Source organism: Corallococcus llansteffanensis (assembly GCF_003612055.1).
Lineage (GTDB): Bacteria > Myxococcota > Myxococcia > Myxococcales > Myxococcaceae > Corallococcus > Corallococcus llansteffanensis.
Genome location: NZ_RAWB01000500.1, coordinates 1 through 7,341 on the forward strand (window position 1 = coordinate 1; position 7,341 = coordinate 7,341).

Consider the following 7,341-nt stretch of genomic DNA (forward strand, 5'->3'; position numbering starts at 1 on the left):
GGGCGGCGGCGCTGCTTCCGTCCCCGTGCGGCGGACGGGCGTCGGGCGGAACGAAGGCGCGACGTCCGCGGACGGGGGGGCCACGTGCGGCGACTGCACCTGCGCGGTGGCCGCGGCGGCGGCGGTGTCGCTGCCCTCCTCCGCCTGCAGCGCTCCGGCGGCCTCGCTGACGCGGGCGTCCTCGGCGCGGCTGGCCAGCTCCAGGAGGGTGCGCGTCTTCTGGCGCTTCTCCTCGAAGAGCTCGCCCATGATGGCGGTCATCTGGTCTTCGTCAAACAGCTCGGAGCCCAGCGTGGACTCGATGGCGCGCGCCAGCTCCCGGCAGGTGCCGAAGCGCTGCCCGGCGTCCCGCGACAGGGCCTTGAGCACCACCGCTTCCAGGGCCTCGGGGATGGCCGGGTTGAGCGAGCGCGGCGCGGGAATCTCCCCGTCCACGATCTGCATCATCACGGCGGCCTCGCCCGGCGCGTTGAACAGGCGCTGACCGGCCACCAGCTCGTGCATCATCACGCCTGCGGAGAACTGGTCGCTGCGGCCATCCAGGGCCTGGCCGCGCACCTGCTCCGGGGACATGTAGCCGCTGGTCCCCTTCACGGTGCCCACCTGCGTGCGGCCCAGCTTGCCGCGCGCCTTGGCGATGCCGAAGTCGATCACCTTCACGACGCCGTCGTAGGTGAGCATCACGTTCTTCGGCGACACGTCCCGGTGCACCACCGCCACGGGACGGCCCGACGGATCCATGAAGTGATGGGCGTAGTGCAGGCCCAGGCACGTGTCGCGGATCACGCGGGCGCTGAAGCCCAGCGGCAGCGCGTAGTTGCGCTTGGCCGCCATCTTCACCACCTGCTCCAGGTTCTGGCCTGGCAGGAACTCCATGGCGAGGTACAGCTCGCCGTCCTCCTCGCCCAGGTCGAACACCTGTCCGATGTTCGCGTGCGAGAAGGCGGCGGTGATGCGCGCCTCGTCGAGGAACATCTTGACGAACTGATCGTCCTTCTTGATGTCGGGGAGGATCTGCTTCACCGCGACGAACTTGCGGAAGCCACCGGGGCCAGAGGTGAACGCGAGGAACAGCTCCGCCATCCCGCCCATCGAGAGTCGGGTGAGGATCTCGTATTTTCCGATGCGCCGCCCCCGGTCGGGATCGTCTCCGGCGGCGCCTCCCTGCGTGCTCATGGCGCCGGGGATGTTACCCGCCACGGTCTCCCAGGTCGATGACCGTCTTCCAGGAGGCCTCGCCCCACCTCCCCTCCCGGGCCGGCCTCCGGAAGGGAGCGCGGAGAAAGCGGGTTAGGCCCCGAACCGCTGTCGCCGCGCATCGAGCATCCACGCTTCGAGCGCGGCCACGGCCGGGGCCGGCGGCTCCAGCGGGAGTATGGAGGCGCCCTCCGCCGCGTCGAGCACGGAGAATGCCCGCGCCACCTCGCCCCGCCACCGCTCGCTGAGCGCCTCGGGCAATTCGCTGCGCTCACCCCGCAGCTTCTGCTCCACCAGCGCATGGGCCTCGCTGAAGCCATACGGCTCCAGGAGGACGGTGACGTCCGTCTCCACCTCGCCCGTGCGCAGCACATGCGTCCCGGTGAGCGCGGTGCGCAGCACGTACAGCAACTTCTTCGCGGAGCGGAATCCACTCTTCTCCCACTCGCGAAGCTGGCCCTGCGCGAAGCCCCGGTAGTGCCGGTGGATGCGGCGCGACAGCACCGCGCGCACGTGCGGACGCAGCGCCTCCAGCTCCGGAACGCTTCGCACGGGGATGGCCCCCAGCACCCGCTCCAGGTAGTTGCCGTTGCCCTGAAGGATGCCGAGCAGCACGGGCTGCAGCTCGTTGGACGAGTAGTCCACCTCCACGCCCTCCAGCACCTCCAGCCGTTCGGCGGGCACGTGCCGGGGCTGGAGGGCCAGGAGCGACGCGGTGGACGCGATGTGGATGGACTTGAGGTCCAGGTCGCTGTCCGGCGAGGGGAAGCCATACGCATGCGCGCCGGAGAGCGACACCACTAGGTGCTCGCGCTGACGCGACTCCTCGTCCAGCACCCGGTCCGCCATCCGCCGCTGATGCTCCGTCATCGCGCCCTTCATTCCGCGCCTCCTTCCAGCGCCGGAGCCTTCGGCGCGTCACGACCCAGCGGCCCGGGCGACTTCAGCACCCAGCGCCGCGCGACCTCCTCCCCCACCCGCCGCAGCAGCTGATCCGCGCGGGCGTAGTCCGGATGCTCCGGCAGCCGGCTCTCGCGGTGCGCGGCCTCCAGGTCCGGTGCCATCGCCTCGGCGTCACGCAGGACGTCCTCCAGCGGCACCTGCCCGCCCTTGATGTCGAGCAGCCGCGCCTTCAACGCCCCCGTCGCCTCGAAGGTGGGCACTCCGTCGCGCAGCCAGCCCGTCGCCAGCGCCACCAGCCGCAGCAGGTTGTAGGCGTTCTTCGGCCGCAGCTCCCGCGCGGACGGAGGACGTTGGCCACCACCGCGCGCGTACGCGGTCAGCGCCGCGAAGTCGTTGGCCGCGAGCAGCCCCTGGTCCCACAGCGAGCGGTAGAGCTGCTTCACGTAGGTCTTCGCCGCGAGCACCGCATCCTCGGGCGTGGGCGCGGTCCGCGGAGACACGGCAGCCAGCCGCCGGGCCACGACGTCCAGGTCCGGCGTGGGCTCCTCGCACAGCCACGCGAGCAGCAGGTCGCGGTGCTCGGCCAACCGCTGGCTGCGCGTGAGCTTGTCGAGCTGGCTCATGGCATAGCGCCCGAAGCTGCCGAAGATGGCCTGGGAGACGAACGCCTCGCGCGCCTCCAGGAGCCACGTGCCCAGCTCGTCCACCGCCGTCGCGCCGGGGACGAACAGGGTTTCGAGCGTGTTCGGATCCGCGCGCAGGGCCTGCTCCACCGTCTTGCGCACCTCCCAGTACGTGGTGCTGCCATCCGCGCTCACCAGGTCCTGCGGCGGCTGCGCCAGCCCCACGGTCCACGGCAGGGGCAGCGCGAACACACCGCGCACGTCCACGTCGGAACGCGCGTCCGCCAGCCCCCACGCGTGGCTGCCCACGCGCGTCTCCAGCACCACGCACGGTCGCAGCGCGCCCCAGGCCGCCTCGCGTCGCTGGGCGAACTGGACCTGACCCACGCGCCGGGGCACCAGTTCATCGCGCGCGAACCACACCTCGCCCACGCCGACGATCTGCACGTCGAAGCCGCCGTCATGCGCGCGGACCACCCGGCCCACCACGCCCTGCGGGATGCGGCGCCCCGCCGAGGCCACGCGCTCCACGCGCGTCGTCACCTCGGTGCCATGCGGCAGGGGCACGGACAGCCGGTCGATCTGCTCAAGTCCCCGGACCCTCGCGGAAGGGGCGGAGGAGGATTCATTTCGCGGGTCGCTCATCGGTCCCTCCCGGGCCGGATGGTGGGCCACGTAGGACGCAGTGAAGCACGGGAGCCTGACCGGGTGCGGTGCTTCGCGTCAGCGAGCGATGCGCTCCGGGGCGTCCACGCCGGGGTGGCGCGAGGGAAGCAGGCCCTCGACCTCGGATGCCAGGGGAAGGGCCGCCACCGCGCCCAGTTTCGTCACCACCCGGGCCCCCACACCGGCGGCGAACGTCATCAGCGCGGTGAGGTCCTCCCGTGACGCGTTCGCGAGCGTGCGCGCATCGCCGTACCAGCGCACCAGCCCCTGCAGCATCGCCGACACGAAGCCATCTCCCGCGCCCGTGGTGTCCACCACCGTCACGTGGGGGGCGGCGACGTGGACGACCTCGCCCCGCCAGAGGAACACCGCGCCCCGCTCGCCCAGCGTCACCACGGGCAGCAGCACGCCCCGCTCCGACAGGAGCCTCAGGGCCTCCTCGGGCGTGCGCGCGCCGGTCGCGAAGGGCGCCTCCTCCTCGGACAGCTTCACCACGGTGCACAGGGGAAGCATGCGCCCCAGGAGGACCCGCAGCTCGTCGGGCTGGGGCCACACTTCGAGCCGCAGGTTCGGATCACAGCTCACGAGCATCCCGGCCTCGCGCGCCAGGGTGAGCATCCGCACCATGGCCTCGCGCGCCTCCGGCAACACCAGCGAGTTGGAGCCACAGTGCAGCACCTTCGCGCTCCGCACGAAGTCCCCGTCCACATCCGAATCGTCCAGCAGGAACTCCGCCGAGCGCGTCCGGAAGTACGTGAAGCTGCGCTCGCCCCGCGCATCCAGCGAGACGAACAGCAGGCCCGTGCGCGCATGGTCCACCTGGCGCAGGTGGCTCACGTCCACGCCCTCCGCCGCCAACCGGTCGCGCAGGAAGTGGCCGAACTCGTCCGAGCCCACCACGCCCACCATCGCCGAGCGCAGGCCCAACCGCGCGAGCCCCACGGAGACGTTGGCCGGCGAGCCCCCGGGCGCGGGCCGCCACGCCTCCACGTCCCGCACCCGCGAGGCGCGTCCGGCCACGGGAAGGAAGTCCACCAGCGTCTCGCCGACACACACCACGTCCAGCGGTCCGGCCCCGTGCATGACGCTCTCCGCCCGCGACGTGCGCGGGACCGCGCTTCAGTCCAGGCCCACCTGGGCCATGAAGTCCACGCTCTTGAGCCGCCGGCCCAGGTGGTGCGCGATGAAGACGTTGAGCAGCCCGCGCGCGCGGGCCCGGAGGTCCGCGGGCAGCGGCGTGCGTCCACCCTCCTGGAGCGAGCGCAGCCCGGACAGCAGCGCCACCGGCACCGCGACCGAATCCCGCGCGCGTCCGCCGCACGGCTCGCACACCGCGCCGCCGTGGCCCTGGTCGAACCGGGGCCGCTCTCCGGGCGCGCCGCCACACAGCGAACAGGAGTCGAACCGGGGCATCAGCCCGGCCTGCGCCAGCGCCGCCAGCTCGAAGGCGAGCAGCGACGTGGGCCCCGCCTCCTTCGCGTCCAGGCGGTGCAGGTAGCCTTCCATCAGCGTGAACAGCTCCGGGTGCGGTTCGTGTTCGCGCGTGAGCTCGCGACACAGCTCCACGGCGTACAGCGCCCGGGCGATGAGCGACAGGTCCTCCCGCGCGGCATAGAAGCCCGACACGATGTCCGCGGAGTCCAGCCGCACCGTGGAGCCGCGCGTCTCCACGAGCTGGACACGCAGCCGCATGAACGGCTCCAGCGCTCCCGCGAAGCGCCGCTTGCTCTTGCGCGCTCCCGCGGCGAACGCGGTCAGCTTTCCGTGCTCGCGCGTCAGCAGCGTCACCATCCGGTCGGACTCACCGTAGTCGACCGTGGACAGGACGAACGCGTCGTCGGCGTACCGCTCCATGATCCCCCTTCAACGCGCCAGGGGCGACGGAAGCTTCCCGGTCAGCACCAGGAACAGGAGCGCGCCCAGGAGCAGCACCGCCAGCACCGCGGCCAGGATGACGTACGCCCGCTTGCGCCGCTCCTTCTCGAGCTGCACGGGCGACGGCGCGGGCACCGCCCGGTCCACCTCCTCGTAGCGCAGCGCCGCTTCCTCCGGCGACAGCCCGATGACCTGCGCGTACGCGCGGATGTAGTTCAGCACGAACACGCGCTCGGGCAGACGCTCCACCTGACCCGCCTCCAGCGCCGCGACGAGGCTGGGGGGGATCTTCGTCTCCCGAGAGACGTCCTCGCGCGACAGCCCGCGGAGCTCGCGTTGCTGGCTGAGGTATTTGCCGAAGTCGACGTGATCCACGGTCCCCAGGGCCCCTGGCTAGAGGTGTTCCAGCAGTTGGCGGCAATCGTCCTTGAGCACCTGCTCGTTGGGCTGGGCCTTGGCCTCGCAGCCCGCGAACGCCTTCTTCGCCGCGTCCACCTGCCCGAGCTTTGCCTGACACACGCCCTCTCGGTGGTAGGCCTCCGCCGCGTCCGGGCACTTCTCACGGTAGTTGGCGAACTGGCGGCAGGCCTCCTCCGTCTTGCCCGTCTCGTCGTAGATGATGCCCAGGTTCCGGAAGCCCATGCAGAACTCCGGGTTGGTCGTCACGGCCGCCTTGATGTTCTGCAGCGCGTTCGCGGTGTCGCCCTTCTTGTAGAGCGCCCAGCCCATGTTCCCCTGCGCGGAGAAGGCGAAGCGGTACTGCATGTCGTTGAGCGCCTCTTCGTACAGCTTGATGGCTTCGTCGTAGCGGCCCTGGTCCAACCGCAGGTTGCCCAGGTTGGTGCGCGCGTCGGAGAAGGTCGGCCGCAGCTTCAGGGCCTTCTCGTAGTGGGTCGAGGCCTCGTCCAGCCGACGGAAGGACAGGTGCAGCAGGATGCCCATCGCGTTGTGGGCCTCCGGGTTGTCCGGGTTCTGATCCAGGGCCTTCTGGTACTCCGCGAGCGCGTCCTGCACGTGGCCATGCTGCTGGGCCTGCACGCCCAGGTCGTAGTGGATCTCCGAGCTCCGAAGCTCCTTCTCCGTGGGGACGTGCGCACAGCCCGCGGACGCGAGCACGAACGCGAGGCAGCAGGCGGAAGGGATGCGGAACATGGGAGCCAATCCGGGGTGGAGGTTCAGAACGCGGCCAGGAAGCGGCCCAGGGTGGTGGCGACGTTGCGCTTCTCTTCGGCGCGGGCCTTCACGGCGGGCACGAGCGTGGGCTCCTTGAAGAAGACGGGGAGCGTCTTGAGCCACTCGTCCTGCTGCGCGGGCGCCACGGCGCGCCAGTTCGCGTTGTCCATCATGAAGCCCAGCGACTCCACGAACGCGAGCGCGTCGTCCTCGTCCTCGCGCAGCTCATCCGCGGACTGGATGCGCCGGCCGGACACGTACACCGCGCAGTCCCCCGCCTCCACCAGGTACAGGTACACGAAGACGCCCGCGCCCTGCCCTCCGCGCAGCCCCACCACGAAGGCCTGCGCCGGCCCCGCCTGCTTGCCGGGGATGGCCACGTGCGGCGCGTTGAGGGACAGGTGCAGCGCGAGCACCTGGTCGCGACTGGCGGGAAGCCCCCGGTAGCGCTCGTCGATGGTGAACACCGTCGTCTCCCTTCCCCGTCCCCCGCGTCAGCGGGTGGTGAGGGTGAACTCCTCGGTCGCGTCCTGCGCGTCCGCAGCCGTCTTCTGGAAGCGGATGAGGGGCGTGTCAATCATCACGTTGCCGCCGCCCTCATTGCCTTCCCCGATGATCACCTTGAAGACGTTGTCGGGCGAACTGCTGCGCCGGCTCCCGCCCGCCACCTTGCGGGCAATCAGCGTCACCGCGTTCGGCCCGGGACGCAACTGACCGGTGATCTCCTGGACGACCTGGTCCTCGTTGTTGCGCAAACGACGCACCCAGCGCGAGTTCACGTACACGTCGATGTCGAAGTCCGTCATCCCCGGCGTCGTCTGCTCCGTCACCAGCCAGTAGCGCTGGGTGATGCGTCCCGGCACGGGGGCCGGGGTGGCGGGCGGCGCCGCGGCCGGAGCCACGC

The 7,341-nt window shown here is 71.1% G+C and carries 8 protein-coding genes and 1 pseudogene; all 9 read right to left on the reverse strand.

The annotated features are described in order from the left end of the window. A partial coding sequence (locus D7V93_RS33180) for a serine/threonine protein kinase (protein WP_147451469.1) occupies positions 1-1,176 on the reverse strand: 1,176 nt, incomplete at its 3' end. Positions 1,177-1,290: 114 nt separating this feature from the next. Then, the gene (locus D7V93_RS33185; protein ID WP_208723238.1) at positions 1,291-2,079 is read right to left on the reverse strand and encodes a nucleotidyltransferase domain-containing protein; all 789 of its coding nucleotides are present in this window, start codon (positions 2,077-2,079) and stop codon (positions 1,291-1,293) included. Next, positions 2,076-3,368, reverse strand: coding sequence for a DNA polymerase beta superfamily protein (locus D7V93_RS33190; protein WP_120647196.1), 1,293 nt, complete (start codon positions 3,366-3,368; stop codon positions 2,076-2,078). Before D7V93_RS33190 ends, D7V93_RS33185 begins: the two co-directional genes overlap by 4 nt. A 78-nt stretch (positions 3,369-3,446) precedes the next feature. Further along, complete coding sequence (locus tag D7V93_RS33195) at positions 3,447-4,472, reverse strand: carbohydrate kinase family protein (protein ID WP_120647197.1); 1,026 nt, start codon at positions 4,470-4,472, stop codon at positions 3,447-3,449. 36 nt (positions 4,473-4,508) lie between these two features. Further along, complete coding sequence (gene recO / locus D7V93_RS33200; protein WP_120647198.1) at positions 4,509-5,243, reverse strand: DNA repair protein RecO; 735 nt, start codon at positions 5,241-5,243, stop codon at positions 4,509-4,511. A 9-nt stretch (positions 5,244-5,252) separates the two neighbouring features. Beyond that, a complete protein-coding gene (locus D7V93_RS33205; protein ID WP_120612529.1) occupies positions 5,253-5,639 on the reverse strand; it encodes a helix-turn-helix domain-containing protein in 387 nt (128 codons plus the stop codon). An 18-nt stretch (positions 5,640-5,657) separates the two neighbouring features. Then, the gene (gene tgl, locus D7V93_RS33210; RefSeq protein ID WP_120647199.1) at positions 5,658-6,416 is read right to left on the reverse strand and encodes a social motility TPR repeat lipoprotein Tgl; all 759 of its coding nucleotides are present in this window, start codon (positions 6,414-6,416) and stop codon (positions 5,658-5,660) included. 23 nt (positions 6,417-6,439) lie between these two features. Then, positions 6,440-6,904, reverse strand: a complete 465-nt coding sequence (locus D7V93_RS33215; RefSeq protein WP_120612519.1) for a social motility and stimulation tgl protein — start codon at positions 6,902-6,904, stop codon at positions 6,440-6,442. 27 nt (positions 6,905-6,931) lie between these two features. Next, a pseudogene (locus D7V93_RS33220) lies at positions 6,932-7,341 on the reverse strand (hypothetical protein); the annotation flags it as partial.

Excerpts from the sequence above, each read along its gene's own strand:
- D7V93_RS33185 (WP_208723238.1), bottom strand. The coding sequence starts at position 2,079 with ATGAAGGGCGCGATGACGGAGCATCAGCGGCGGATGGCGGACCGGGTG.
- D7V93_RS33190 (WP_120647196.1), bottom strand. The coding sequence starts at position 3,368 with ATGAGCGACCCGCGAAATGAATCCTCCTCCGCCCCTTCCGCGAGGGTC.
- D7V93_RS33195 (WP_120647197.1), bottom strand. The coding sequence starts at position 4,472 with ATGCACGGGGCCGGACCGCTGGACGTGGTGTGTGTCGGCGAGACGCTG.
- recO (WP_120647198.1), bottom strand. The coding sequence starts at position 5,243 with ATGGAGCGGTACGCCGACGACGCGTTCGTCCTGTCCACGGTCGACTAC.
- tgl (WP_120647199.1), bottom strand. The coding sequence starts at position 6,416 with ATGTTCCGCATCCCTTCCGCCTGCTGCCTCGCGTTCGTGCTCGCGTCC.